Annotated in this window: 23 protein-coding genes and 2 pseudogenes; 19 read left to right on the plus strand and 6 right to left on the minus strand. The window is 62.3% G+C overall.

What is annotated here, in order from left to right; genetic code table 11:
• Positions 1 to 107 precede the first annotated feature (107 nt).
• Positions 108 to 749, plus strand: coding sequence for a hydrolase (locus tag GXN78_RS32560; protein WP_106554411.1), 642 nt, complete (start codon positions 108 to 110; stop codon positions 747 to 749).
• 87 nt (positions 750 to 836) lie between these two features.
• Here GXN78_RS32560 and GXN78_RS32565 read toward each other — a convergent pair whose 3' ends face one another.
• Entirely contained in the window at positions 837 to 1,553 is a 717-nt protein-coding gene (locus GXN78_RS32565; RefSeq protein WP_106554410.1) for an FCD domain-containing protein, read from the minus strand.
• A 150-nt stretch (positions 1,554 to 1,703) separates the two neighbouring features.
• Between GXN78_RS32565 and GXN78_RS32570 the strand changes: the two genes are divergently transcribed.
• The 13 genes from GXN78_RS32570 to GXN78_RS32630 all read left to right on the plus strand — a co-directional run bounded on the left by GXN78_RS32570 (position 1,704) and on the right by GXN78_RS32630 (position 13,001).
• On the plus strand, positions 1,704 to 2,561 hold the full coding sequence (locus GXN78_RS32570) for a fumarylacetoacetate hydrolase family protein (RefSeq protein ID WP_106554409.1): 858 nt from the start codon (positions 1,704 to 1,706) through the stop codon (positions 2,559 to 2,561).
• Positions 2,562 to 2,631: 70 nt separating this feature from the next.
• Positions 2,632 to 3,552: a VOC family protein gene (locus GXN78_RS32575; RefSeq protein WP_164256066.1), complete on the plus strand. Its 921-nt coding sequence runs from the start codon at positions 2,632 to 2,634 to the stop codon at positions 3,550 to 3,552.
• Positions 3,549 to 4,463 (plus strand): NAD(P)-dependent oxidoreductase, encoded by a 915-nt coding sequence (locus GXN78_RS32580; RefSeq protein WP_239142980.1) that lies wholly within the window; start codon positions 3,549 to 3,551, stop codon positions 4,461 to 4,463. The genes GXN78_RS32575 and GXN78_RS32580 overlap by 4 nt, the downstream gene beginning before the upstream one ends.
• A gap of 13 nt (positions 4,464 to 4,476) precedes the next feature.
• On the plus strand, positions 4,477 to 5,646 hold the full coding sequence (locus tag GXN78_RS32585; protein ID WP_181360471.1) for an ABC transporter substrate-binding protein: 1,170 nt from the start codon (positions 4,477 to 4,479) through the stop codon (positions 5,644 to 5,646).
• 34 nt (positions 5,647 to 5,680) lie between these two features.
• Positions 5,681 to 6,568 carry a branched-chain amino acid ABC transporter permease gene (locus tag GXN78_RS32590; RefSeq protein WP_106554407.1) on the plus strand — a complete coding sequence of 296 codons (888 nt, stop codon included), beginning with the start codon at positions 5,681 to 5,683 and terminating at the stop codon, positions 6,566 to 6,568.
• A gap of 4 nt (positions 6,569 to 6,572) precedes the next feature.
• A complete protein-coding gene (locus tag GXN78_RS32595) occupies positions 6,573 to 7,511 on the plus strand; it encodes a branched-chain amino acid ABC transporter permease (protein ID WP_106554596.1) in 939 nt (312 codons plus the stop codon).
• Complete coding sequence (locus GXN78_RS32600) at positions 7,508 to 8,317, plus strand: ABC transporter ATP-binding protein (RefSeq protein WP_106554406.1); 810 nt, start codon at positions 7,508 to 7,510, stop codon at positions 8,315 to 8,317. The genes GXN78_RS32595 and GXN78_RS32600 overlap by 4 nt, the downstream gene beginning before the upstream one ends.
• Before the next feature lie 5 nt (positions 8,318 to 8,322).
• Complete coding sequence (locus GXN78_RS32605) at positions 8,323 to 9,042, plus strand: ABC transporter ATP-binding protein (protein ID WP_106554405.1); 720 nt, start codon at positions 8,323 to 8,325, stop codon at positions 9,040 to 9,042.
• A complete protein-coding gene (locus tag GXN78_RS32610; protein WP_239142981.1) occupies positions 9,035 to 9,520 on the plus strand; it encodes a nuclear transport factor 2 family protein in 486 nt (161 codons plus the stop codon). Before GXN78_RS32605 ends, GXN78_RS32610 begins: the two co-directional genes overlap by 8 nt.
• Positions 9,510 to 10,229 (plus strand): NIPSNAP family protein, encoded by a 720-nt coding sequence (locus GXN78_RS32615; RefSeq protein WP_106554404.1) that lies wholly within the window; start codon positions 9,510 to 9,512, stop codon positions 10,227 to 10,229. Before GXN78_RS32610 ends, GXN78_RS32615 begins: the two co-directional genes overlap by 11 nt.
• Positions 10,229 to 10,819 carry a malonic semialdehyde reductase gene (locus GXN78_RS32620; protein ID WP_106554594.1) on the plus strand — a complete coding sequence of 197 codons (591 nt, stop codon included), beginning with the start codon at positions 10,229 to 10,231 and terminating at the stop codon, positions 10,817 to 10,819. Before GXN78_RS32615 ends, GXN78_RS32620 begins: the two co-directional genes overlap by 1 nt.
• Before the next feature lie 14 nt (positions 10,820 to 10,833).
• On the plus strand, positions 10,834 to 11,388 hold the full coding sequence (locus GXN78_RS32625) for an antibiotic biosynthesis monooxygenase (RefSeq protein ID WP_106554403.1): 555 nt from the start codon (positions 10,834 to 10,836) through the stop codon (positions 11,386 to 11,388).
• Between the two features lie 89 nt (positions 11,389 to 11,477).
• Entirely contained in the window at positions 11,478 to 13,001 is a 1,524-nt protein-coding gene (locus tag GXN78_RS32630) for a CoA-acylating methylmalonate-semialdehyde dehydrogenase (RefSeq protein ID WP_106554402.1), read from the plus strand.
• A 327-nt stretch (positions 13,002 to 13,328) separates the two neighbouring features.
• On the opposite strand, the gene GXN78_RS32635 is transcribed toward GXN78_RS32630, so the two are convergent.
• A complete protein-coding gene (locus GXN78_RS32635; RefSeq protein WP_164255856.1) occupies positions 13,329 to 13,496 on the minus strand; it encodes a hypothetical protein in 168 nt (55 codons plus the stop codon).
• Positions 13,497 to 13,500: 4 nt separating this feature from the next.
• Here GXN78_RS32635 and GXN78_RS41610 point away from each other — a divergent pair.
• Positions 13,501 to 13,767 (plus strand): annotated as a pseudogene (locus GXN78_RS41610) (AraC family transcriptional regulator); the annotation flags it as partial.
• Between the two features lie 74 nt (positions 13,768 to 13,841).
• Here GXN78_RS41610 and GXN78_RS32645 read toward each other — a convergent pair.
• On the minus strand, positions 13,842 to 14,060 hold the full coding sequence (locus GXN78_RS32645) for an MFS transporter (RefSeq protein WP_146162964.1): 219 nt from the start codon (positions 14,058 to 14,060) through the stop codon (positions 13,842 to 13,844).
• Positions 14,061 to 14,166: 106 nt separating this feature from the next.
• On the opposite strand from GXN78_RS32645, the gene GXN78_RS32650 reads away from it, so the two are divergent.
• Positions 14,167 to 15,201 (plus strand): IS630 family transposase, encoded by a 1,035-nt coding sequence (locus GXN78_RS32650; protein ID WP_106561527.1) that lies wholly within the window; start codon positions 14,167 to 14,169, stop codon positions 15,199 to 15,201.
• Positions 15,202 to 15,313: 112 nt separating this feature from the next.
• Here GXN78_RS32650 and GXN78_RS41615 read toward each other — a convergent pair.
• A pseudogene (locus GXN78_RS41615) lies at positions 15,314 to 16,147 on the minus strand (MFS transporter); the annotation flags it as partial.
• Positions 16,144 to 17,703 (minus strand): carboxymuconolactone decarboxylase family protein, encoded by a 1,560-nt coding sequence (locus GXN78_RS32660; protein ID WP_164256072.1) that lies wholly within the window; start codon positions 17,701 to 17,703, stop codon positions 16,144 to 16,146. The gene GXN78_RS32660 and the pseudogene GXN78_RS41615, both read right to left, overlap by 4 nt.
• A gap of 1,249 nt (positions 17,704 to 18,952) precedes the next feature.
• On the opposite strand from GXN78_RS32660, the gene ltrA reads away from it, so the two are divergent.
• Both ltrA and GXN78_RS32670 read left to right on the plus strand, forming a co-directional pair.
• On the plus strand, positions 18,953 to 20,461 hold the full coding sequence (gene ltrA / locus GXN78_RS32665) for a group II intron reverse transcriptase/maturase (protein WP_164255457.1): 1,509 nt from the start codon (positions 18,953 to 18,955) through the stop codon (positions 20,459 to 20,461).
• 417 nt (positions 20,462 to 20,878) lie between these two features.
• The gene (locus GXN78_RS32670) at positions 20,879 to 22,426 is read left to right on the plus strand and encodes an AMP-binding protein (protein ID WP_164256075.1); all 1,548 of its coding nucleotides are present in this window, start codon (positions 20,879 to 20,881) and stop codon (positions 22,424 to 22,426) included.
• Positions 22,427 to 22,541: 115 nt separating this feature from the next.
• Here GXN78_RS32670 and GXN78_RS32675 read toward each other — a convergent pair whose 3' ends face one another.
• Entirely contained in the window at positions 22,542 to 23,798 is a 1,257-nt protein-coding gene (locus tag GXN78_RS32675) for a CaiB/BaiF CoA-transferase family protein (RefSeq protein ID WP_106558329.1), read from the minus strand.
• Positions 23,799 to 23,937: 139 nt separating this feature from the next.
• Here GXN78_RS32675 and GXN78_RS32680 point away from each other — a divergent pair, with 139 nt between their 5' ends.
• Positions 23,938 to 25,086 (plus strand): acyl-CoA dehydrogenase family protein, encoded by a 1,149-nt coding sequence (locus GXN78_RS32680; RefSeq protein WP_106558328.1) that lies wholly within the window; start codon positions 23,938 to 23,940, stop codon positions 25,084 to 25,086.

Genomic DNA, 25,086 nt, shown 5'->3' on the forward strand with positions numbered 1-25,086 from the left:
CCAGAGGGCTGGCGCGCACAGACAGGTTCTGCTCTCCTGGTGTGCTTAAGCTCTGGTGTCCGCGGCCTGCGGAGCCTCTCAATCGATACACCCCTCGGAGCAAAACGATGGCCAGTGAACCCATCCGTGATCCGGCAGCAGATCACCTTCTGACGCCGAAGAATTCGACTCTCATCATCATCGACTACCAGCCGGTGCAGGTGAACTCCATCGCTTCGATGGATCGGCAACTCCTGATCAACAACATCATCGGCGTCGCGAAGCTTGGACTGACCTATGGTCTTCCGATCGTGCACTCCACAGTCAATGTCAAGACAGGTCTTAACAAGCCGCCGATTCCGCAGCTCAACAGAGTTCTCATGGACTTGCCGACCTACGACCGCACCTCGATCAACTCGTGGGAGGACGTCGAATTCGTAGCCGCGGTCAAGGCCGCGGGACGCAAGAAGCTGATCATGACGGCGCTGTGGACCGAGGCATGCCTGACCTTCCCGGCTCTCGACGCCTTGAAGGCAGGCTACGAGGTCTATGTTGTCGTGGACGCAGTCGGTGGGACTTCCGTCCAGGCGCACGAGGCAGCCCTGCGTCGGATCGAACAGGCGGGGGGTAAGGCCATCAGCTGGATCCAGCTGGCGTGCGAACTGCAAAGGGACTGGGCCCGCAAGGAAACCGTGCCTGGCTTTATCGACGTCGCGATGCAAACAGGCGGGACCTTCGGCATTCAGCTGCACTACGACGTGCAGGAGTGAAGTTAGACGGCCCATCTTGCACGCCCAGGAAGGTCGCAGCCCATTTCGTTGAGGTTCGGAGGGCCAGGGCCAGCCAGTGCCGTCGCTTCAGGGCGCTTGGACTGTGCCCTCGGCCAGGATGATCTGGGCCGTGAGGCGAATATGGGCCTTGAGCAGTTCCTCGGCCTTGGCGCAGTCGCGCGCAAGCGCTGCGTTCATGAGTGCCTCATGTTCGCCGAGATCGTCTCGTGGCGCCTTGAGATAGCGCGTCGAAAGCTTGCGGTAACGATCTGCTCGGTCGTACAGCTGAGCGCGAAGCTGGAGAAGAACGCCGTTGGTACAGGCGCCAACCAGCATGGCGTGGAAATGATTGTGGCGCTCTTCCCAATCCGGATTGATCGAGTGTCCATCCTCGGCCCGCTTGTGGGCCTTGCTGAGGCGGTGGTACGCGCCGAGGAGATTCCCTTCCCAAACGTCATCGCCGTTCTCGATCGAGGAGCGCATGGCTAGTGCTTCGATTTCAGCGCGGGTATCGGTGAGATCGACAAGTTCCCGCCGGCTCACTGGAGCCACGGAGAACCCTCGCTGATCCTCCAGCGTCACAAGGCCTTCGCTCACCAGCCGCATCAAAGCCTCGCGTATCGGCGTCTGACCGGCCCCGACGCTCTCAGCGAGAGCAGAAATGATGAGACGCTCTCCTGGCGGCATATGGCCGGCCACGATGTCGTTGCGCAGCCGCTCGAGAAGCTGGGTCGCTTGCGTACGTTTGATCAGCGTCGGTGCCGGGCCGCGAGCGGAAGGGGAGGCGGGCGTGAGGACGGGCATGGGATGAGTTGCCTTGGGTTACGAACCGTGTACCAGTGACGTTGCGGAGTCGAGCACAGATGCAACGGGAGCAAGGCTAGGGTTTATACGAATATAGGAATGCTCGACGATCATTATGATTTTATAAAATTCACCACATCGGACGAAATCATGAGAATCCTATCTTACTCCTCGAACGGGCAACAAGGCTTGGCTGTGGAGGCAAACGGGCGTTGGCTGGACGTCGGCGCCGCCGATCCTTGGCTGCCGACCGATGTCGCCGGGCTTGTGGCGCTGCCCAACTGGCGCCGAAAGATGGAGCAGGCAGTTCAGGGCGCACCGGAGCGCGATCTCTCGAACGTGATGCTGCTGCCACCCGTACGCACCGGCCAGAAGATCCTTTGCGTGGGGCTCAACTACCTCGATCACGTCGCCGAGAGCCCGTACAAGCAGCCGACGTATCCCACATTCTTCCTGCGAGCGGCTTCGTCGCTGATCGCACACGAGCAGCCTCTCATCAAGCCTCGGGCCAGCGAAGACTTCGACTACGAAGGCGAACTCGTGGCGGTGATTGGAAAGACCGCTCGCCACGTGAAGCCGGAACACGCGCTGGACCACGTCGCCGGGTACACGATCTTCAATGAGGGGTCGGTTCGGGACTACCAGTTCAAGGCTCCGCAATGGACCATGGGCAAGAACTTCGATGGAACCGGTGCGTGCGGTCCGTGGTTCGTCAGCGCAGACGAGCTGCCCCAGGGGGCCAAAGGGCTGCAGCTTGTGACCCGGGTGAACGGTGCCGTCGAGCAGCGCGCGAGCACGGACGACATGCTCTTCGATGTCGCGACGCTGGTCTCGCTAGCCAGCGAAGTGATGACGCTGCTTCCGGGAGACATGCTGGTCACCGGCACGCCGGCCGGCGTCGGATTCGGAAAGAAGCCGCCCGTCTATCTCAAGGCCGGCGATGTCTGCGAGGTCGAGATCGAAGGCATCGGCCTGCTGCGCAACAAGGTGGAGGAGGAGGCCGCCTGAACGGCCCGTCATTCTGCGACCGACAACCGATGGAGACCAACAAATGACCTCTGTGACTGATATTGCGTACGTGGAGTTCGGCTTCAAGGACCTGGAGCGGGCGGAGGCCTTCTACTCCGACTTTGGCCTCGTGCTCGAGGAGCGCACGGACTCCACCCTGCTGATGCGTGCCGCGTGCGAGCAACGCTACTGCTTCATTGGCCGCAAGTCTGATTCGAACGGGCTGCAGGCGGTTGGGATGAAGGCCGTCAGCATGAAGGTTCTCGAGGAAGCGGCGCAGTTCCCGGAGGCAAGCGGCATCGAGGCGATGGACGCGCCCGGCGGCGGGTGGCGCGTGCGTCTTGCGAGTCCCAGCGGGCTGTCCTTCGACCTGACCTTCGGGATCGAGGCTCAGGTGCCGCTTCCCACCCGCGCTCCACTGAAAATCAATCACGGCCAGGTTAAGAGCCGCTTTGGCGAGTGGCAGCGCGCCAAGGACGGTGCCGCAGAGGTGTTGCGCCTGGGCCATGTCGCTCTGGCGACGACGGACTTCGAGCGCGATTTCGCATGGCTGCAGAGCCGTCTCGGAATGCGTCCCTCCGACATTCTGTTCGACGGAAAACCGGAAAACCGCATCGGTGCCTTCTTGCATTGCACAGGGGCCTCACGCTGGGTCGATCACCACAGCATCGCGCTGTTCGCCTCTTCGGAAACTCGAATGCACCACTGCTCCTTCGAGTTGCAGGACATCGACGCAGAGTTCCTGGGCAACAAGTGGATGCAGTCCCGCGGCTGGACCGGGCTGTGGGGAATCGGGCGCCACGTGCTCGGAAGTCAGATCTACGACTACTGGTTCGACCCCGAAGGCAACCTGGTTGAGCACTTTACGGATGGCGATCTGGTCCAGCCCGGCACCGAAGCCGGGATGCACCAAGTCTGCGATGACTCGCTCTCGCAATGGGGCCCCCCTGTGCCGAAGACCTTCCTCGAGCCCTGGAAGCACGAAGCGTGAGTACCGAGATGACTGCATCGGCAACCTCCATCGGCTGGATCGGCGTTGGCGCCATGGGCCGGCCGATGTGCGACAACCTGCTGCGAGCCGGACATCGGCTCACCGCGTACGACCAGGATCGCTCGCGCCTCGAAGCTCTGGTCGCTGCCGGGGCGACTGCTGCAAGTTCACCAGGCGCCCTTGCTGCGGCGTCCGACGTGGTCTTCTCGACGATATTCGACGACGCTGGACTGCGCGACATCGTTCTGGGATCGAACGGTATCGCCGCTTCGGCTGGGAAGGGGACCACCTATGTCGACATGAGCACGGTGTCGCCAGCTGCATCCGCCGTCGTGGCGGAGGGCTTGGCCGCATGCGGGATCGCCTATCTGCGTGCGCCAGTTTCCGGGACCGTCACGCTGGCCACCACTGGGCAGCTCAGCACGTTCGTGTCCGGCCCGAGGACCGAGTTCGAGAGGCTACTGCCCTTGCTCGGTGTACTGACTGCGCGACAGAGTCACGTCGGTGAGGGCGAAGAGGCTCGCGTGATCAAGCTGTTGATCAATCTGATGGTGTTCATGAACACCGCCGTACTCGGCGAGGCTCTGGCCTTTGGCGCGCGCGGCGGACTTGACCGCCGCTTGATGCTCGATGCGATCAACGACAGCATCGTCGGCTCGGCCCACTACCGGGGCAAGGCCGACAAGATCGCGCAGCGGGACCATCAGCCGGTCGGACCCATCTCTCTTGTCATCAAGGACATGGACCTTGCGCTGGGAGTGGCTCGCGAAAACGCCGCAGCACTCCCGATCGCGGCGTTGGTGCGGCAATCGCTCGCGCTGATGCAAAGCCGGGGGCTGTCCGGCCTGGACGTGTCCGCGCTGGCTGACCTGGACGAACTTGTCCTTCTGAAGCCCGCCTCTTCCAACTAACTAGGAGACATCAATGATTCGTCGTAAACAACGTGGCGTGGCCACGACGCCGACCGCAATCCTGCCCGCAGCGCTTCTCGGTTGCGCCCTGGTCGCGGCAATGCCCCATGTTGCCGCGCAACCCGCGCTCAGCGGCGAGCCCATTCGAGTCGGGGCACTGCTGTCGACCACCGGTGGCCTTGCCTCTGTCGGAATTCCTGAGCGCGAAGGGGTGCTCCTCGCGCAGAAAATGGTCAATGCTCGCGGCGGCATCAACGGCCGGCCGCTCGAGGTCGTGCTCGAGGACGACGGCTCCAGCCCCGATTCGGCGGTCGCAAAAGTCAACGCCCTGATCCACACCCACAAGGTGCGCGCCATCGTCGGGCCGTCGGGCATCGCGCAGACGGTCGCCGTGGGCGGTATCACCCAAGCCCAGAAGCTTCCGCTCATGGCGTTCAGCGGGATTGGGCCGGCCGTGGAACGCGAACGCACTTGCGTGTTTCATTTGACTCCGTCGCAGGAGCTGAACGCGAGGGCGGTCTTGTCTTATGCCCGCGACACGGGAGCGAAGCAGGTCGGCGTTCTTCATGACTCCGGCTATGGCCAGGTGATCTGGAATGCCATGAAGAACCTTGGGCCAGAGTACGGCGTCAACTTCGTGCTGGTCGAAAAGTTCGAGATCGCCGCGACCGACGTTACGACGCAGGCGGCGAAGCTCCGCGCCGCGAGCCCCGATGCAATCATCGTTGTCTCCACGTCGGCCATCCCCTTTCGGAACATCCGGCAGGTCAAGATTGCCGCCCCGATCATCGCAGTCCACGGCACAGCAAGCTACGAACTCGTGAAGGCGATGGGCGAGGCAGCAGACAACGTTGTTCATTCCGAGTTCCTGGTCGCGGAGGATCCCTTGCCCGCCCAGAAGGAGTTCGTCGACGCATACAAAAAGGAATATGGGAAGCTACCGAAACACTTCTCTGCAGCGGCATGGGACGCGGTCATGGCATTGAGTGAGTCGATCAAGGCCAACGGCGCCGACGCGAGCAACGAGAAGCTTTGTACCGCCATGCGCCGGACCTACGCCGGGGTGACGACGCGCTACGACTTTGCGGCACCTGACATGGGCGGCATCGCGCTCGCGGGATTCACGTACTCGAAGCTTGTGAAGGGCCAGTTCACTCGGCTCGACTACAAGGCCGCGAAGTAGATGCTGGTCCGTTAGGAACTATTGGACCATCATCATGAACAGCAGTCTCGTCATGCAAGCCATCCTCTCGGGGATTGTCAACGGCTTTGTCTATGCCCTTGTCGGGATGGGCATGGCCGTCATTTTCAAAGGTACCCGCATCATCAACGCGATGCAGGGGGAGTTTGCGGTCATCGGCGCGCTGGTGGCCGTGTTCGGGCTGCAAGCGCTCGGATTGCCCTACGCAGTGACTTTGGTCGCCGGTATCGTTTCAGGCGCACTGACCGGGCTGCTCGTGGACTGGCTGTTCGTGGGGCCCATGACGAAGCGCGGGGCCGGCGAGGAGGGCTTTCTCTTGCTCACCATCGGGCTGGCTTTCACGCTGTCGGCGGCCGCACTGTTCTTCGCTGGCCGCGACTCGCACCTGCTGCCGGGGTTCGGAGGCGAGGGAGTCGTCGAGCTTCTTGGCGCCTTTCTGCCGATACATGCGGTTTGGCTCGCAGCCCTTGCGACCGCCGTCGTGATCGGCTTGCGCTTGTTCTATACGAAAAGCCTTGTCGGGTTGGCGATGAGTGCTGCGTCCTTGGACCCCGACGGCGCAACCACAACAGGCATCAACGTCACTCGAATGAGGCGAATGACCTTTGTGCTCGGCGGCGCGCTCGGCGCGATCGCCGGCTTGCTTGTGACGCCTCTGATCGCAGTCAACTATCAGATGGGCATTGGACTCACGCTCAAGGGCTTTGCGGCGGCCATCCTCGGAGGGTTGAGCAACCCCCTCGGGGCGGTCGTCGGCGGGCTGGCACTCGGCTTGCTGGAGTCCCTCGCGGTGCTGAGCTTCCCTTCGGGCTACAAGGACGCGATCGCTCTCTCGCTCTTGATCGTCATCATGATCGTCATGCCCAATGGCCTGCTTGGCCGAACCGGGCGAAAGGGGGGCTGAGGCCATGAAGGCACGTCAACTCGCGCTTGGGATCGTCGTCGCTGTGGCATGGCTCGCCATACCCCACCTGCTGTCGCGCCACCATATCGACATGCTCAACTTCGCCGCCATTCTCGCGGTAGGCGGATTGGGCGTCGGCCTTCTGCTCGGCCAGTGTGGCATCGTCAACCTGGCGCAGGCCGCGTTCTATGGGATCGGCGCCTATTCATCGGCCTACTGCACCGTGACCCTGGGGTGGCCTTCCTTCACCGGATTTCTCGCCGGCCTCGCAATCAGCGCTGCCATTGCAGCTGCGATCGGCTTGCCGATCCTGAGACTGGGGGGTTTTTTTCTTGCCCTGGCAACGCTGGCCGTCGGCAGCGTGGCGAGCGTGCTGTTCTTCGAGTGGGATTGGCTTACCGGCGGCACGCTGGGCATCGGTGGCATCCCCAAGCTGGCGGCCTTCGGATTTGCGCTCGACACCCCGGCACGTTACTACTACTTCATTGGGCCGTTGCTCTTGTCGCTGCTGGTCTTGGCGCGCAACCTGGTCGCGGGCCGCCCGGGTCTGGCGATGCGCGCCATGCGCGACGCTCCAGCGGCTGCTGAAGTCCTTGCCGTTGACATGAGCCGCCTCAAGACAGTCATGTTTGTGATCTGCGCGATGCTTGGATCCCTGGCAGGGTCGCTCTTCGCGCACTATGTCTCGTTTGTCAGCGTGCAGAGCTTCACCGTCGAGCGCTCTATCGTCTTCTTGCTGGTTCCCGTGATTGCGGGCGCGCACTCGGTTGGTGGGGTTGTCATCGGTGCCCTGTTCGTTGCGCTCATGCCCGAGTTGCTCAGTGGGCTTGGCGACTTCCATCAAGTCTTGTTTGGCTTGTCGCTCGTCCTGGTGGTGACGCTCCTGCCCGGCGGATTGACGAGTCTCTGGAATCGACTGCCCGTGGCCGGAGGCCGTCCATGAACGCTCAGGTAATGGATCGCGCCGAACACCAGGCGAAGGCGACCGATGCCGCTGCTCCTCTGCTCGGACTGCATGGCGTGGCGCACAGCTTCGGGGGCCTACAAGTGCTTCGTGATGTCAATCTGGTCGCGCCGGCAGGTCGGATCACAGGATTGATCGGGCCCAACGGAAGCGGAAAGACTACCTGCTTCAACATCGTCTCCGGCTTCCTTCGCCCTCGGAGCGGGCGAGTGATTTTCGAGGGGCAAGACATCACGGCGCACACCGTGCAGCAGCGAAGCCGCGCCGGCTTGGTACGCACCTTTCAAACCCCGCAGGTGTTCCAGCAAATGACGGTACTCGAGAACCTGATGGTCGGGCGTTACAAAGCGACCGAAGCCGGTGTGCTCCAGGCGACCTTTCGTACGCCTGCCGCTCGCGTGGAGTTCGATGCCATGCGCGCTTCTGCCGAGGCTGCATGCGTCCGATTCGGGCTCGAAGGACTGAAGAACAAGCGAGCCGGCAGCCTTCCTGCAGGGCAGCGGCGAGTGCTCGAACTCGCGCGCGCCTGCATCGGGGCACCGCGCATGCTGCTCCTGGACGAGCCATCTTCGGGGCTCAACAGTGAAGAGATCGAACTCTTGCGCGAGTGGATTGTCACGCTCAATCGTGAAGGACTGACCATCCTCCTGGTGTCGCACGACATGGGGTTGATGACCTGTTGCGATCGCGTTCATGTTCTGTACTTCGGAGAGATCATTTCTAGCGGGACGATGGCGTCCGTGCAAGGTGATCCGCGAGTCTGCGAAGCCTACCTGGGAGTCTGAGAGCCATGCTGCAAGTGAAGGGTTTGAAAGCAGGTTACGGCGGCATCCCCGTGCTTCACGGCGTGGATCTGGAGATCGCAGCCGGGGAGGCCGTGGCCGTCGTGGGCGCCAATGGGGCGGGTAAGACGGCGCTCGTCCGATCGATCTCGGGTCTGATGAAAGCGATCGATGGGCGCGTACTCAAGGATGGCCAGGACATCACTGGCGTTCCAGGTCATCGGCGGCTCGAGCATGGCATCGCGGTGGTGCTGGAGAACCGCAACCTGTTTACCGAGCTTTCGGTGATGGACAACCTGCGCCTCGCGCAGAGTGCCGGCCGCCGGGCTCGACACGACAAGGCTCGATTCACTCTCGACGAGGTTTGCGCGCTGTTTCCGTTGGTGGGCGAGCGCCGCAATGCCCGGGTCGAACTGCTTTCTGGCGGTCAACAGCAGATGGTCGCCATCGCGAGGGCGCTGCTGCTGCAGCCGGACCTGCTGATCATGGATGAACTCACGACTGGCCTTGCGCCCAAGATCGTGAAGGAGATCCTTGTTGTGCTGAACCAACTGCGCGAGCGAGGGCTGAGCATTCTTCTGGTCGAGCAAAGCATTGCGATCGCTGCCGAAATGACTGAGCGTGCGTACGTGTTGTCAGTGGGACGGGTCATACATGAGGTCCGCCGGGGAGAGTGGCCCGCAATGCTCGCCGATAAGACTCTCGTCAAGGCGTACCTCCATGGCTAAAGCGGTGGCTCAAATTGAAGCGAGGCAGATGAACATGACATACCAGGAGGATGAATCGGCGCCGAAGGCTTCCGAGGAGGTCCTGGCCGACGAGGTGCTGCGTGCGGACGATGCCCGCTACGAGGCAATGGTGAATGGTGATCTCGCCGCGCTCGATCTGCTCTTGTCGCCGGAGTTGACCTACACGCATTCGTCGGCGCACTGCGAAAGCAAGAAGGAGTACATGGCCTCATTGTCTGGCGGACGTGTTCGCTATCAGGCGACGCAGCGCGACGAGGTCTCGGTGCGGATTCGGGGCGAGGCTGCCATTCTGGAGGGGCACGTGGTCCTCTTGGCGACCGTCGATGGAGTGCCGCGGCGGCTGGACAACAGATTCCTGAGCGTGTGGCTGCGTCGAGACCACTCCTGGCAGATGCTTGCCTGGGCCTCGACGCCCTTGCCCGACGTGCCCAAAGAGGGAGCCAAGGATGCTGATTGAGCGACGCTGCTACACGTTGAAGCCCGGTGGTCTCGGGGCCTTCTGGCGTGCACAGGAAGACCGCGGATACGAGTCGGTGCGTCCGATACTGGAGCGACTGATCGGCTACTTCTCGGCTGTCAGTGGCCCGGCTGATCAGGTCGTGCACCTCTATCGCTACGACACCTTTGACGATTGGCAAACGCGGTTGCACGGCCTTTACGCGGTCGCGAGCCTGGAGCCCTACTTCAAGACGGTCCGCGCGCTGATGACATTTCAGGAGAACGCCTTCCTGAGTCCTGCGCCATTGGACGCGCTCAGTCCGATCTGGAACAGCGAGCGCGATTGGCTGCCACTGAACGGTCCGCTGTTCGAGGGCGAGCACGCGAGCCTGGTTCTCGTGGAGGAGAGCACGCATCTCCTGATGCCCGGCACCTTGCCCGCTTACTGGGCGGCGTGGGCCAATGCCGGCGTGAGCGCAATGCAAGCCGACGCCGCATCGCAACTCGGCAGCTTCGTGGGTGTGGTTGGCCAGCAGCATGAGGTCAGGCACTACCGCGTTCATGCGAGCTTCGAGGCACGCCAGGCGGATAACGCCGCGTTGACGAGCGACCCGCGTTGGAAGGAATTCATTCACGCAATCGCGCCGCTGTGTGTGCGCAGTGAGAGAAAGCTGCTGCAGCCGGCCCCCATGGCACCGCTTTCTCCACTTTTCATGCAGGTACGATGATGCTCGACAGCGACGGCTTTGATCTGATTTTTCGTGCTGCCCGAAGTCACAACGCGTGGCGAGACATGCCTGTGAGCGAAAGCCAGCTGCGTGCCTTGTACGATTTGATGAAGTGGGGGCCGACGAGCGTCAACAGCTCGCCGGGGCGGCTGATATTCCTTCGCACACGCGCATCGCGTGAGCGACTGTTGCCTGCGCTGTCGGCCGGAAACGTCGAAAAGACACTGAGTGCTCCCGTGACGGTGATCGTTGGATACGACCTTCGTTTCGACGAGAAGCTCCCCAGGCTGTTTCCGCACAACCCCGCCATGCGCGAGATGTTCGTTGGCGAGGACAAGCGACATTTTGCGGAAACCACCGCCTTCCGCAACGGAAGCATGCAGGGTGCCTATCTGATCGTCGCCGCTCGCGCCCTGGGGCTTGACTGCGGCCCGATGTCAGGATTCGACAACGCTGTCGTCGATGCCGAGTTCTTTGCAGGAACGGCCATCCGGTCGAACTTCCTCTGCAACCTGGGTTACGGAAGTGGCGAGCGCCTCTTCGAGCGAAGCCCGCGGCTGAGTTTTGATGAAGCTTGCTCATTGATTTGATCGGAACGAATTCCATGCACGATCCGACTGATTTCGTGACCCTGGTCATCCAGCACGAGGTAAAGCCAGCCTCGCGGGCGGCCTATGAGGCCTGGCTGAAGAAGATCGCGCAGGCTTGCCAGCGCTTCCGGGGCCACCTTGGCGTGAACATCATTCGTCCGCACGGAACCACGCACGCCTACGTGATCGTCTTGCGCTTCGATTCCCACGACCATCTCATGGGCTGGATTGAATCCGATGCCAGAAAAGAGCTCTTGGCTCGGGCAGATCCCTTATTTCTCAGCGCGGAAGAGCTTGAGATCCAGAGCGGGCTGGAGTATTGGTTCACACCGCCTTCGGGCAAGCCCGTTCATGCGAAGCCTTTCAAGCAGTTCCTGATCACGCTCTCTGCGATCTTTCCATTGACGGTGATCGTTCCATGGGCGCTGGCGCCGATCGTGCGTTGGCTGCCCCCGCTGGGATGGCCAGTGCTCAGCAACTTCATCGTCGCTTCCATCGTGGTGGCCCTGATGGTCTACGTCGTCATGCCGCGTTACACGCGCCTGATGGCGAGGTGGTTGTTTCGATGAGGTCACCCCTCCCACCAGGTGCCTTGAGCACCGGCTTCATATCTTTCTCCAACGCATCGCCCCTCAACACAGATTCACAGGATATTTTCATGGATGCCACCCTTACCCCCGCGACTCAGGTCGTCACCGTCAAGCTGCTCATCGGCGGCAAACTCGTTGAATCGAAGACGACCGAATGGCGCGACGTCGTCAATCCGGCGACGCAGGAAGTGCTCGCCAAGGTGCCCTTCGCCACGCAGGCCGAGGTCGATGCCGCCGTGGCCTCGGCCCAGGGCGCCTTCAAGACCTGGCGCAAGACGCCGATCGGCGCGCGAGCGCGCATCTTCCTCAAGTACCAGCAGCTGATCCGCGAGCACATGGGCGAGCTGGCCGCCATCCTCACGGCCGAGCAGGGCAAGACTTTGCCCGATGCAGAAGGCGATGTGTTCCGCGGCCTCGAAGTGGTCGAGCATGCAGCGGCCATCGGCAACCTGCAGCTCGGGGAGCTGGCCAACAACGTGGCCAACGGCGTGGACACCTACACGCTGCTGCAGCCGCTGGGCGTGTGCGCGGGCATCACGCCCTTCAACTTCCCGGCCATGATCCCGCTGTGGATGTTCCCGATGGCCATCGTCACCGGCAACACTTTTGTGCTGAAGCCCTCCGAGCAGGACCCGATGGTGACCATGCGCTTGTGCGAGCTCGCGCTCGAAGCCGGCATCCCCCCCGGAGTGCTCAACGTCGTGCACGGCGGCGAAGCGGTGGTCAACGCGATCTGCGACCACAAGGACATCAGGGCGATCTCCTTCGTGGGTTCGACCAAGGTCGGCACCCACGTCTACAACCGCGCCACGCTGGCGGGCAAGCGAGCGCAATGCATGATGGGTGCGAAGAACCACGCCATCGTGATGCCCGACGCCAACAAGGAGCAGACGCTCAATGCATTGGCCGGCGCGAGCTTCGGCGCGGCGGGGCAGCGCTGCATGGCCGTGTCGGTCGCGGTGCTTGTCGGCGATGCGCAGAAGTGGGTGCCTGACCTGGTCGAGAAGGCCAAGACGCTGAAGATCGGCGCGGGGCATGGGAAGGGCGTGGACGTCGGCCCGTTGGTCTCGTGCGCAGCCTACGAGCGTGTCAACGGACTGATCGAGCGCGGCGTGGCCGACGGCGCCGCGTTGGCGCTGGACGGCCGCAAGCCAAGCGTTCCCGGCTACGAGAAAGGCAACTTCGTCGGCCCGACGGTGTTCGCCGATGTCAAGCCCGGGATGACCATCTACGATCAGGAGATCTTCGGGCCGGTGCTGTGCCTGGCCAATGCCGCGACCATCGACGAGGCGATCGCGCTCATCAACGCCAACCCGAACGGCAACGGTACGACGATCTTCACGCAGTCAGGTGCCGCGGCGCGCCGCTTCCAGGAGGATATCGACGTTGGTCAGGTCGGCATCAACGTGCCGATCCCGGTGCCGGTGCCGATGTTCTCCTTCACCGGTTCGCGCGCATCGAAGCTCGGCGACCTCGGCCCCTATGGCAAGCAGGTCATCATGTTCTACACCCAGACCAAGACCGTGACGGCGCGCTGGTTCGACGACAGCACAGTTTCGCAGGGCGTGAACACGACCATCAGTCTCAAGTAAAGCTCGTGCGTGCCGTCCCAACTCGTTGAGTTCCTCCGACGAGCCAGCCGCTGACTGGGGAGCGAGGTGCGCACGATGATCTCTGGCGCACACTTCGCCGCGGGTGATCAATCGCGCTTCCCACCGATCTGGACAGCAGTTCTCTTCCACGACTCTTGGAATCGGCAGCCAGCTCAGCGAGGAATGCGCGTCATTCCTGAAGAATTTGGCGCTGCTCGGCGCACTCATCCTCCTCGTGGAGCGTGCGTACTGAACGTCATGGCGTACGACACCGGGCTCGATACGTATGAACTTTGGACAAACGGCGCTGGGCGATCTCGCTCAGCGCTACTGGGGCTTCATGCCCGTGGCCTTCGCCACCTGCGACCAGGCCGCCTGTTTGCGGCGAATGATCTCCGCATAGTGCGGGCCGGGTGCGTAGGCCGGGAAGATGGTGAGCTCCAGCAGGCGGGCGATGACCTCCGGATCGGGCATGACCTTGTTCAAGGCGCTCATCGCGGAGCCGTTGGGCGTCGAGGATGAGGCGCGCGACGCCCACATGAGCACTTCGTCCCTGCCTTTCCATCTCCGGAACCTGACCTTGATGAGTCCGCTGTAGTACCATGAGTTCCTGCGCCTGCAGGAGGCACGTCGCCTGCTCGCAGGGGAAACAACGGACGTGGCCGATGCCGACTACCGCGTCGGCTACGAGAGTCCCTCTCAATTCAGTCGCGAGTACAGCAGGCTTTTTGGGCTGCCGCCGTCGCGGGACGTGCAACGGCTGCGCGCGTCGGGCTCGGCCGCCATCTACCGACCGGGCCGGTCCGCAGGCGGCGCATGCTGCGCGATCTTCGCGCCTGGTCAGATCGGCAGTTGAGCGGATGCACGAAGTCGGCGGTATGCCCAGCTCAGCAGAAGCAGCAAAGGAAGGGCACCGCCGACGAGGCACACGCCTTTCCATCCCGCGATCTTGTAGGCGGCGCTGGCCGTGGCTGAGCCAAGGGATGCGCCGAGAAAGCCGGAGGTGATGAACACCGCAGTGATCCGCGAGCGCGCATTTGGGTCCAGGCCGTAGATCACGGACTGATGAGTCACCTGCAAGCCCATGACCCCGACATTTACTCAGTAGTCGATAATTTAGGCTACAAAATTCACCGCGGCGATCGGTTTGATGATCCAATAGTGCATGAAGCGAGATGGCCGCACGCTGGATCACAAGACGCTTGAAGAGATTCGCCTGATGGCGGTGGAGCGAGTTCGCGACGGGGAGAAGCCCTCTGCAGTGATTGCCGCCTACGGTTTCAGCCGCACCACCATCTACAAATGGCTGAAGGCCTCGTCGGGTCGAGGCAAGGGACTCAAGGCATTGCGCGGCACGCGCGGCACCGGGCGACCCCGGACGCTGAGTGCCGCGCAAGAGCGCCAAATATTTCGTTGGATCAATGGGCGCGACCCGCGACAGTACGGACTGGACTTCGGGCTGTGGACACGCGCCATTGTCGTGGCGCTGATCGAGCAGAAGTTTGGCGTGAATATGGGGGTGACCGCAGTCGGTGCGTTGCTGGCCAAGCTCGGACTGACCCCGCAAAAGCCGCTGCAACGCGCCTATCAACGCGATCCACAAGCCATCGAGCGCTGGCAGCGTGAAATCTACCCCGGCATCGCCACGGCTGCGAGGCAAAGTGGTGCCGACGTCTACATCTGGGACGAATCGGGCTTTCGTGCCGACACCGTGCACGGCAAGACCTGGGCGCCCATGGGCAAGACCCCGGTCATCGAGCGGCCCGGCCAACGCCAGTCGATCTCCGCGGCATCGGCCGTCAACGCCAGGGGTGGATTCTGGTTTGCGACTTACCAGGGTGCGCTCAATGCCGAACTGTTCATCGAATTGCTCAAGAAGATGATGAAGGGTCGAAGCAAGCCGGTGCACTTGGTGGTCGACGGATTGCCGGCCCACAAGAAAGCCAACGTGCGCGAGTACATCGAATCCACTCAGGGCAAGCTGAGCATGCACATTCTGCCGGGCTACGCACCGGACCTGAACCCGGACGAACTGGTCTGGAGTCACGTCAAACGTACCGGCGTGGCTCGCAACCCATTGCGAGCTGGCGAGAAACTCGAAATCCGCATCGACCAGCAACTGCGCAGCATGCAGAAGAATCGCCGGCTTGTTCGATCATTCTTCGAAGCGCCATCTGTCGCCTATATTTCCGACTGCTGAGTAGAAGGACGCTGGCCAGGATCACCGCCGGCAGGCCGTGTTCCTCGCGGCCAGCGACGAGCCATGCGGCGAAGACCACGAGGCTCAGGACCACAGTCATCCGCTGGGCGAGTCCGCGATCTCCCAACCGGCCGATCCAGGTGCTGGCGAGCGCACCCGCCGTTCCCGTGAGTCCGAAGAACCCGATGGTCGCGCTGGACATGTGATACGGAGAACTGCTTAGCAGCATCGGGAGCGCCGTCCACATCGCGCTGAAGCTCGCCATCCCGAGGGCGCTGAAGAAGCTGCGCCAGCGCAGTTCCTCGTGGCGCCTGGCAATTTCGAGCAAGGATGCGATCAGAACGCGGTAGCGGCCGGCGGAGGACGGGGTGGACCCGGCGGAGACGGCATGGCGAATGGCGACAAGCAGCAACGTCCCCACGGCCGAGGCCATCCAGTACATCACGCGCCATCCGGCCAGTTCTGCCACCAGCCCCGCGATGGTCCACGCGAGCAGGATCCCCAGCAGGGCCCCGGTCATCATCTGGCCGACCTTTTCGCCCCTCGTGTCAGCAGGGGCCAAAGACGCGACATAGGGGACCAGCACCATGGTCGCGGCCGATGAAAGGCCGATCAACATGCTGGCTGCCGCGAAGCTCGCGAAGTCCTGGCTCAGCGCGGCGAGGAACGAAGCTGCCGCGTTGAAGGCCAGAAGCCCGGTCAGGAGTCTTCTCGGATCCACCTTGTCGCCGAGTGGAACGATCAACAGCACGCCGAACGCGTAGCCGAGCTGCGTGCATGTGACCAGGTAGCCGATGCGCGAGGGATCCTGGCCGAACTCGGCTGCAATGACGGGCAGCAGGGGCTGGATGTAGTAGATGTTCGCGATCATCGCCCCCGCGGCAAAGGCGAACAGGAGCATCTTGGTGCGCGTCAGGTCAGATCCGTCTTCCACGGCCGTCCTCATGATCTGCTCGCCGATGCTGTGAGACCGCGCTTCTTGAACTCTTCGCCGGCGATACGCATGGCACCTTGCACCACAGGGAAGCCGAAGTAGCAGACCATGTTCAGAAGCGTCTCTACCACTTCCTCCCGCGTCGCACCCACATTGAGCGCCGCATTGATATGCACACGCAAGGGGGTCTCGCACGCCTTGCTTCCACAGCCGGCCAGTGCGGCACATGCCGTGAGCTCGCGCGTCTTGCGGTCGAGGCCTTCCCGGTGGAAGACGTCGCCATAGGAGTGATCGACAATCATCTGACCGATCTCGGGCGCCACGTCGTCGAAGCTGCGGACGACTGCCTCGCCCGAGCCTGCAGACGTCGCGGCCAGCGCGGCCAATCCGCGCTCTCTCCGTAGCGCGTCGCTCTCGGAGACCGACGTCTTCGCCACAACCGCCGGTGCGGCGGGGGTGGCCTGCTCCGCGAGTTCGAAGGCCGTCGAGGCGACGCCGAAGGCGTTGAGCGCCGCGGGAAAACCGGCATAAACGCTGATCTGCATCAGCGCTTCGATGATCTGACCCCGGGTGGCACCGGCGATCATCGCCGCGCGAAGGTGCAGGCTCAACACATCCTCGCGGTTGCCCAGCGTCGCCAGCATCACTGCAACGACCATGTGCCGGAGCCAGGCTTCGAGATGCTCACGAGCCAGGATATCGCCGAAGCCGAACTCGATGGCCCACTTGGCGAGTTCAGGGCTGACGGCCTCGAAAGGCGCCAGATACGTCGAGGCTTCGACCGGCATGACTCGGGTGAAGGCCCGCAGTCCCTGGTTGTATCTGCCGTCGTGCGCTGCCCGCTGCGCCGGCGCGGGCAAGGTCCCGATCGATCGATCCTTCGCAAGTTGGCGAACGATGCCGATGCTGTCTATCGTCGCGGGAAAGCCGAGCACGGCCGTGGCGATGAATATGATCTCCACGAGGTCCTGAACGCTTCCGCCCGCGTTGAGCAGGCCCTCCATGTGAAACCGAAGCTGGGGCTGAACGGATCCGTGGGCGATCAGGGAGGCGACGTTGCAGATCTGCCGAATGCGAAGGTCGAGCCCTGGTCGCGAAAGTACGTCGCCATAGGGGAAATCGACGGTCAAGCGCGCCATGTCTTCCGAGACGCGGCCGAGACGGCGGACCGGACCGTCGAAGTCAGGACCGCCGATCCGGCGAAGGATTTCCAGACCTTGGGCATGGCGCTGCTGGGCGCTGCCAGGCTCCGCCGAATCGCATGCTGTGGCGTGCGACGGCGAACGCAGTGCATAGCCGGCGATCTGGACCTCGCCGAGGCAGAGCTGCGGCACCAGCGCGAGAAGACGCGCGACGTAGGGCGTGGCCATGTGCAGGTCGAAGTCGTTTCGCGACCGCCACTCTTCGCGCACGAACCAGGTGTCGGGGTCGTCATTGGATTGCAGAATGTCGTAGCGAATCGAGCCCGGCTCGCTCTTTGTTGGTGAGACGAGGGCGAGGAGTTGTTCGCCGAGCGATTCCCTCTGGCCTGGCTTTGCCTTGAAGAAGGCGGCGATGTGGAGTGTCATCCTGAGATTCCTTTCGTTGAAAGTGCGGTCATGTCAGTGATGGAGGAGCTCATGCGTGCATGGGAGTCATCGTGCATCGCCGCTGCGAAAGGTGCGCTCGCGGGATTGCGCCGGCTGTCGCGCTTTTGCTCTCCGGTCGTCGTCCCCGGAACGGCGAGCGCAGCACGGGCTCGCGCTGCCCTGTCCTCAGAGGGCTATCGGACGCGGCGGTCTCAGGCTGCCTGGTCAGGTGCTGCGTGACCCGGTCGGTTGCTTATGCAATGGCATCACTCCTGAGCGTGTCCCAAGAATCCTGGGATCAGATGCGACGTTGACTTCGCCTCACGCCACGTTAGAGCAAGCGGAACTACCTTAGCAAAGTCTCTCTGATTCTCTGCCCCGAGTACCCGCAGCGATCAACCATCACGGTGCAGAGGACGACAACAGAGGTCGCGAAGTCAACTACATTTTGATCGAGCTTGTCACCAGGTTCTATCAGCCCCGCGCCCGTTGCGAGAAGAGTGAATGCTGCACGAGGATCACGAGGGATTGCCGTGTCGACTGTTGGGGCCGTGTCCGGGTCTTCTGCCGCGCCTCGAATTCTTTCCCGATCAGGTGGCGGTGGACTCAGGTTCGCAGCGTGCAACTCGTCAGCAACCATCAAAGGGTCGCGCGTCCCATAAAAAGGGAATAGATTTGACGACCAGTCCTCCAAGGAAGTGATCCTGGCCGAAAGCCCTGTGAGGGAACTCCATCGATGACGAAACGCCAGGACCCAGTCAGACTCCCGACCAACTGGTTGGCGATCTTGAGTGGGCGCGGTGAACAGCTCGCTCCCAGTCGATTTGTGAAGCAAAGTCATTGGCATCGCTGTCTCCGGTGCGCCGGTCAAAACCGGCGAGGTGTTGTGAATGAAAGAGTCATACGTTGAAGGCTTAGCCAGCTACGGCGGCCCCGAGTCATGCGTACACATTCGTGAGGGTGTGGGCGAAGCGTTGACAGGGGTACGCGCGGGCCGGGTATCGAGCCGCGTAATACATGCCCCGCGGCGAGAGCTGCGGGTGGTCCGGGGTGCCGAGGTTGTCGGAGAAAGCCGAAGGCCACACCGATGCTGCCGCTTTGGCGAGGCGGCATCGGACCCCGCGCGGTCAGAGACCCCGCGCACGCGCGGAAACACCTCGCACGGGAACCGGGAGATCCCGCGTCCTTCTGCGCAGCGCTGGGAAGCGCTGGCTGCAGAGCGCATCGTGAAGCCCAAGGGCGTACGACGATGAGCCACGGGCGCGGGAAGTCGGACTGCTGCGTAGTACCGAAGAAGCTGCCGAACAAGGCCGCGGGGGAAGCCCCTGCGGCGGCGGAGGCGGTGGAGGGAAGGCGGCAGGCCAAGGGCAATGCCATCGCGGCGCGCATGTCCCGCAGATCGGTGCGGGTCTATGACATGGGAACCGCGCTCGATGGCATACGACAGACGGCAAAGGGCCGTCGTGGTGCGAGGTTCACTGGACTGCTGCATCACATCTACGCGGTCGAGCGCCTGCGGGCGGCCTACCTTGCGCTCAAGCGCGATGCGGCCGCCGGGGTGGACGGCCAGACCTGGCAGACGTACGGGCAGGACCTGGAGGGCAACCTCCTGGAACTGTCCGAGCGGCTGGCCCGAGGGGGCTACCGGCCCCAGCCTGTCAAGAGGGTGTACATCGACAAGGCCGACGGCAGCAAGCGCCCGCTGGGCGTGCCGGCGCTGGAGGACAAGCTCGTGCAGCGCGCCACGGTCGAAGTGTTGAACGCCATCTACGAGCAGGACTTCCTCGGGTTCAGCTACGGCTTCAGGCCCGGCAAGAGCGCGCACAACGCGCTGGATGCCGTGGCGGTAGGTGTGAGCAGCAGACGAGTGAACTGGATACTCGATGCGGACATAGCCAAGTTCTTCGACACGATCGAAAGGGACTGGCTGGTGAAGTTCATCGAACACCGCGTGGCTGACGCGCGCGTGGTGCGGCTGATCAAGAAATGGCTGCACGCGGGCGTGCTGGAAGACGGCAGGCTGACGCAAAGTGAGTTGGGTACGGTTCAGGGTGGGAGCATCAGCCCGCTGCTGGCCAACATCTACCTGCACTATGCGTTCGACCTGTGGGTCAAGCAGTGGAGGGGGCGCCATGCCCGAGGCGACGTGATCGTCGTGCGCTACGCCGACGATTGGGTTGCCGGGTTCCAGTTCCGCGACGATGCCGAGCGCTTCCAGCGCGCGGTGGCCGAGCGGCTGGGCCAGTTCGGGCTGAAGCTGCACCCCGAGAAGACGCGGCTGATCGAGTTCGGGCGCTTCGCCCGCGAGAACCGACGCCGCAAGGGACAAGGCAAGCCGCAGACCTTCGACTTCCTGGGGTTCACGCATTGCTGCGGGACGACGAGGAAGGGCCACTTCATGGTCCTGCGACTCACCAGTGCCAAACGCCTGCGAGCCAAACTGCAGGTGGTCAAGCTCGAACTCAGAAGGCGCATGCACCAACCCATCCCGGAGCAGGGCCAGTACCTGCGGGCGGTGGTGACTGGGCATGCGCGCTACTTCGGCGTGCCGTGCAACGGCGCGCGGCTGAGGGCATTCCGCTTCCAGGTCGTCGGGTTGTGGCACCGCACGTTGTGCCGCCGCAGCCAGAGCCACGACCTGCCTTGGCGACGCATGTATCGCTTGATGGCGCACTGGCTGCCTGTTCCGACCATCTGCCACCCTTACCCGAACCAGCGTCTGATCGTCACGACCCAAGGCAGGAGCCGTATGCGGTAGCTCCGCACGTACGGATCTGCGGAGGGGGTGCTGGGTGACTGGCATTCCTACTCCTACTATTGGTTTCCAGTGAAGCATTCCCGGACCGTTCGTTGCAGTTCGGGGCTCCAAGTTTGTGACAACCTCAAGGGTTATCACTTACCCGACAACAATCGACCAAACGATTGTTTGTTGGTAGTATAGATCAGCTCGTTTGCTTTGCAAAGGGAGCGCGAGACACGTTGCAAACCCGGACCTTGCTGACTGACTTCTCAGCCAGCACCTACGGTATTGCTCGCATTGAGATCGATACTCCGCAAGGCACACGTATGTTTGGTAGGCGGAGTGAAGACACTCAGGCTCTCCTCCTTCTCAGGTCTTCAAACCTCGATCACCATGCTCAGCCTACCACCGAAGAATCGGGTACTCACAGACATCTTGAAGTCTGCGGTCAAGCGCTACGGAGAGCGCACCTTCTTGCAGTTCGGTGAGCGAAACATCACTTACACAGAGTTTGACTTGCTCTCGGGCGGATTCGCGAACGGGCTTTCCGCGGTGGGATTGAGAAAGGGGGGCAAGCTTGCCATCATGACGCCGAACTGCGAGGAGTTCGTCGTTGCCTGGCTTGGCGCCGCCAAGATCGGCGTCCTGTATGTCCCGATCAACACAGAGTACCGCGGATCGATCCTCGCTCATCAGCTGAAGACGGCAGACGTCACCCACATCCTGATCGATGCTCGATACCTCAATCGGGTGGAAGAGGTGATGAGCGAGGTACCCAAGCTTGTGAAGGTGATTGTCAGGGGTGATGGCCCGGTGCCTTCAATGCTCGGGGGACGGGCTGCCGTGCACACCTACGCCCACTTGGTCTCGACGGAAGATCGAGCTCCTGAGACACCGATTTCCTATGTCGATCCGATCGCCATCGCGTTCACTTCAGGCACAACGGGACCCTCAAAAGGCGTACTGGCGAGCCATTGCCATGTCGTGACCTTCGCCCGTGACTGGATCCGCGCGGTCGGCTTCCCCGAGGGAGGAGCCATCTACTCGCCCTTGCCCCTGTTCCATGCGATCGCCGCGTGGCTAGGCGTGGTGCCTGCCATGCTGAGCGGGGGCCGTATTGCGCTGGCTGATCGCTTCTCCGCTTCCTCCTATTGGGACGATGTACGGGGCTACAACGCCGATGTGGCACATGGCGTGTTCGCGATGGTCCCGATCCTCCTGAAGCAGCCCGAACGCCCAGACGACGGCAATCAACCAGCACGGGTTTTCTACACGGGCCGTCGGGATGCAGCTTTCGAGCGGCGTTTCAACTGCAAGCCTGTGGAGGTCTACGGATCGACCGAAACCGGCATCGTCACAATGACGCCGGCTGGCGAGGAGCCGGCAGTAGGATCCAGCGGCAAACCGAACGCAGAGTCGTTCGAGGTGATGATCGCCAATGATGACGACGATGCGGTGCCGACAGGGGAGGTCGGCGAGATCCTGATCCGCCCGAGGCAGCCGTTTGCGATGTTCAGTGAATACTACGGAATGCCTGCAGCGACGGTCATCGCCTATCGCAACCAATGGTTTCACTCTGGTGATTTCGCCAGGATGGATGCTGACGGCAACATCTTTTTCGCCGACCGAAAGAAAGACGCGATTCGCCGTCGAGGCGAAAACATTTCCTCGTACGAGGTTGAGAACGCGGTGCTGCGGCACCCTGAGGTCTTCGAATGCGCGGCCGTGGCGGTCAAATCAGACGTCTCGGAGGACGAGGTGAAGATCGTTGTCGTGCGCCGCCCAGGAAGCGACCTGAGCTCTCAGATGCTCTGGGAGTTCTGCGACGCATCCATGCCGCGCTTCTGGATTCCCCGATTCATCGAGTTCCGAAACGAACTGCCGAGAACCGCGAACCACAAGGTCCAGAAGCACCTGCTGCGACCGAATGAAGCCGGGGCTGAGCTCTACGAGCGACCCGTGCCGACTGCGCGGAATGTTTGAACCTCGCCATCATGCTGCCGGACGATGATCGTTGTGGCGGCGGGAGGCGCTAGGGCGGGTGAGGTTCGCTGGTCTTTCAAGGAGGTCGCCTCGTGCGAGGCCGAGAAGATCGTGCTCAGATCACGCCGGCGTCTCGCATTGCGGCGATCGCCTGGTCACTAAAGCCGGCGTCGGAAAGCAGCGAGTCAGTCTCGCGGCCCAACGGAGGACAAGGCTCCACGCAGCCCAGCGCGACGCTGTCGAACCTGATGGGGCAAGCGATGTGCTTCAACTCGCCTTCGACGGGGTCCTGAATCGTGAGGACGGAGCCCCGGGCCCGAGCCTGGGGGCCGTCAAGTGCTTCCTTCACGCTCAGCACCGGCGTCACGCAGGCTTCGCTTGTCGAGAAGATTTCCATCCATTCGGCCAGAGTTTTCGTCTTGAAGGCATTGGCCAGCAAGTGGCGCAACTCCTGCTCTTGCGGCCCTTCGACCCATTGCCTGTCAACCCAATGGTCCAGCGAGAGCACGTCGCAAAGGGTCTTCCAGAACTTCGGCTCGTACGCGCCTACGACGAGATGGCGGCCATCCCCGGTTTCGTAGACCGAATAGAAAGGTTTGTCGAACGGCTCGTCGAAGGGCGAGCCCTCTTGCGGCAGCGCTGCCACGTTCCACTTCGACGTCATGAAGCTTGCCCATGACAACAGGCCGTCGGCGACCGAGACGTCGACTGTGCGACCCTTGCCCGTGCGCTCCCTCTCGATCAGTGCGGCCAGGATGCCGGCAATCGCCATCAACGCCCCGCCGCCAAGGTCCGCCACTGGGAGCGCGGTCGCGTGCGGGGCGTTCGTCGAGCCATTGACATAGTGAAGGATGCCGGTCATCCCCTGGTAGTTGAGGTCGTGAGCGGCAACAAGGGCGTCAGGCCCATCCTGTCCGAATCCAGACATGGCGCAGTACACAAGCGTGGGATAGATGGCGTGGAGCGAATCGCTGTCAAGCCCCAGCCGCTTCATCACGCCGGGTCGAAAGCCATCGAATACGACATCGGCGCTCTTGCATAAGGCAATGAACGCGTCGCGGCCTTCGGGTCTCTTCAGGTCCAGCGTGATGCTCTTCTTGCCACGGTTCAGCGCCAGGAACTGGTATCCATGGCGCTTGACCTTCGGCTCCATCCAGCGCCAGTAGTCCCCAACGCCGGGCTGCTCGACCTTGATGACCTCCGCGCCCATGTCCGCAAGCATCTGCGTGCAGTAGGCCCCAGGCAGCAAGCGCGTGAGGTCCAGTATGCGGAACCCCGCAAGAGGTTGGGGTTTGTTCGCCGCCGCGCCACCCGCAGCGAGCGTCGGCGCAGCAACCTGCTTGCGGGAGTGGTCTTCAAGGGTCATTTCCATCGGGCGCCTCTCGTTGAGGCGAGCAAGATAACACCAATCGCTTGTTTGGTAAAGCTATATGGACGGCTTGCAAAAAGTCCGAGGTGTCCTATACTTCCAGCAAACAAGCGTTTGGTAGTTCTTAACATCGGAGTAAGCAATGGACTTTGAGCTGTCATCGGAGCAAGTCGAACTGCAACGAATGGTCCGGGACTTTGCGCAGCGCGAAGTGGCAGTGGCCCAGGAGCAGATGGATCGCGATCACGAGTTCCCCTATGACGTTTGGAAGAAATGGAGCGATCTGGGGATGGCGGGAATTCTCATTCCGCCCGAGTACGGAGGAAGCGGACTGGATTCACTGACGTACATCCTTGCAATGGAGGAAATGGGTGCCGTGAGCCAGACGTTCGCGCTGATCTGGCAGGTGCACGTCATGGTGGCGAACATGTACGTCCACCTCGGCACGCAGGCTCAAAAGGAAAAGTGGCTACCGAATTTTGCCAGCGGCGCGAAGCTGGGAGCGTTTGCCCTGACTGAGCCTGGTGCTGGATCTGACGCTGCGGGCCTGCGGACAAAGGCGGTGCGCGATGCCAAGGGCGAGTGGATCATCAATGGCAACAAGATCTTCATCAGCAATGCCGGTACGAAGATCAGCGACGGGACCGTGCTGATGGCGGCAACGGGCGAACAGGACGGTCGCAGGAAGTCGATTTCCTGCTTCATCATTCCCATGGGTACGCCGGGCTACACGCTGGGTCAATCCTTCGACAAGATGGCATGGCATGGCATGGATAACCGCGAACTCGTTCTCGAGGATTGTCGCGTCCCATCGGATAGCCTGCTCGGCAAGGAGGGGGCTGGGCTGCGGCAGGCGCTTGCCGGTCTCAATCTTGGGCGAATCGTCTTCGGTACGCTGGGTGGTGCATTGACCCGGGCGTGCCTGGAAGAGGCGCTGAACTACGCCAAGGAGCGCAAGCAGTTTGGCAGAGCCCTCAGCGAGTTCCAGTTGACTCAGGCGAAGCTTGCAGACATGGCCACGCACGCTGAAGGAATTCGAAGATTCGCGCACTACGCGGCGTGGCTCCATGCCCAGGGTCAGGACTGTCATACCGAAGCGGCGATGGTGAAGCTCATGGGAACGCGCCTTGCAGTGCAAGCGGCGACCGACGCGTACCAGATCCATGGTGGCTATGGCTTCATGCGCGAATACCGTGTGAACCGTCTCTACCGAGAAGCGCAGATTCTCGAGATCGGTGAGGGAACCACCGAGATTCAGCAGTTGCTCATCGCTCGATCGCTTGGATGCTAG

It is taken from the genome of Variovorax sp. WS11 (assembly GCF_010499245.1).
Taxonomy (GTDB): domain Bacteria; phylum Pseudomonadota; class Gammaproteobacteria; order Burkholderiales; family Burkholderiaceae_C; genus Variovorax.